The following is a 1989-nucleotide window of genomic DNA, read 5'->3' as shown; positions in this document are numbered from 1 at the left end:
GGTGAGGTGCAGGCCGTGCTGGCCGGCCACCCGCAGGTCGGCCAGGTGGCGGTGGTGGCCCGGGAGGACACCCCGGGTGATGTCCGGCTGATCGCGTACGTCGTTGCGGCCGCGGACGCCGCAACGGATGCACTTCCCGGTGATGTACGGGGCTTTGTACTCGGACGGTTGCCGGAGTACATGGTGCCGTCGGCGGTGGTCGTGCTGGATGAGCTGCCGCTGACGGTGAGCGGAAAACTGGATCGGAGGGCTCTGCCTGCCCCGGAGTATGCCGGTGGCGAAGGGCGTGGGCCGGTGACGGCGCAGGAGGAACTCCTGTGCCAGGCGTTCGCTCAGGTCCTCGGCCTGCCTGCGGTCGGAGTCGACGACGACTTCTTCGCGCTGGGCGGCCACTCGCTGCTGGCGACCAGGCTGATCAGCGAAGTACGGGAGCAACTGGGAGCGGAGCTGCCCATCCGGGCGGTCTTCGCCGCCCGCACGCCGGCCGGGCTCGCGGCCCAGCTCGCACATCAAGGTAATAGCCGTCAAAGAGTGAGGCCCGCGCTGCGGTCGATGCGCAGCCAGGAGGAGTCCTGATGATCCCGCTTTCGTTCGCCCAGCGTCGGCTGTGGTTCCTGGCGCAGCTGGAGGGTCCGAGCACGACGTACACGAACCCCACCGTGCTGCGCTTCTTCGGGGCGCTCGACCACGAAGCGCTGGAAGCTGCGCTGCGGGATGTGCTGGAGCGGCATGAGGTGCTGCGGACGGTGTTCCCGGCGCCTGACGGAGAGCCGTACCAGCGAATCCTTTCGGTCAGCGAAGCCGGCTTCGCACTGGTCGTCGCGGACGTGGCTCCGGAGCAGCTCACCGAGACCGTGACGCGCACGGCGCGGCAGGCATTCGACCTGGCCACGGAGATCCCGCTGCGGGCCAACCTGTTCGTCGTGGGTCCGGACGAGTATGTGCTGGTCGTCGTGGTGCACCACATCGCGTGGGACGCCTGGTCGGCGGGGCCGCTGGCGCGGGATCTGTCGGTGGCGTACGAGGCGAGGCGCACGGGCATGGAGCCTGGGTGGGAGCCGCTGCCGGTGCAGTACGCGGACTACGCCCTGTGGCAGCGGGAACTGCTCGGAGACGAGAACGACCCGGACAGCGTGCTGTCGCAGCAGGTGGAGTACTGGCGGGAGGCGTTGGCGGGGGTCCCGGAGGAGCTGGCGCTGCCGACCGACCGGCCGCGGCCCGCGGTGCGTTCCTACCGCGGGCACCAGGCTGAGCTGGCGGTCCCGGCGGGAGTGCACCGGCGGCTGGTCGCCCTGGCGCATGAGCGAGGCATGAGCCTCTTCATGGTGCTGCAGGCCGCGCTTGCGGTGACGTTGTCCCGGCTCGGCGCCGGTTCAGACATTCCGATCGGCTCCGCTATCGCCGGCCGCACTGACAAGGCGCTGCACGACCTTGTCGGATTCTTCGTCAACACGCTGGTCGTCCGCACCGACCTTGCCGGCGATCCGACGCTCGCCGAGGTGCTGGAGCAGGTCCGGGAAACGAGCTTTGGTGCGTTCGAGCACCAGGATCTGCCGTTCGAGCGGCTGGTCGAGGAGCTGGCGCCTGCCCGCTCCATGACGCGGCATCCGCTGTTCCAGGTGATGCTGACGCTGCAGAACGCCGGCTCGGCGAAGCTGGATCTTTCCGGTCTCAGGCCTTCCCGGATGGCTGGGGGAGCTCCCACGGCCAAGTTCGACCTCGATGTCACCGCCTCCGAGATCTTCGGTGCCGACGGCGCCCCCGCGGGTATGCGGGGCATGGTTATCGCGGCTGCTGATCTGTTTGACGAGGAGACCTCTGTCCAGATTGCGCATCGCTGGGTTCGGGTGTTGTCGGCGTTTGCTGGGGATCTGTCCGTGCCGATGAGCGCGGTGGAGATTCTTGATTCTGCTGAGCGTCGGAATTTGCTGGTGGAGTGGAATGACACGGTGGTGGATGCTGAGGTGTCGACTTTGCCGGAGTTGTTTG

2 protein-coding genes are annotated in these 1989 nt (G+C 68.2%); both read left to right on the top strand.

Features of this window, described 5'->3' with window-relative positions; genetic code table 11:
* On the top strand, positions 1-576 hold a 576-nt coding region (locus KUM49_RS30700; RefSeq protein ID WP_254402038.1), incomplete at its 5' end, for a phosphopantetheine-binding protein.
* Positions 576-1989: condensation domain-containing protein (locus KUM49_RS30695; protein WP_254402037.1), on the top strand; the 1414-nt coding region annotated here is incomplete at its 3' end. The genes KUM49_RS30700 and KUM49_RS30695, both read left to right, overlap by 1 nt.

Origin of the sequence: Streptomyces sp. AC555_RSS877 (assembly GCF_019049245.1) — a bacterium.
Taxonomy (GTDB): Bacteria; Actinomycetota; Actinomycetes; order Streptomycetales; family Streptomycetaceae; genus Streptomyces.
The sequence above is the reverse complement of the archived record's forward strand: the minus strand, read 5'-3'. Positions and strand labels throughout refer to the sequence as shown.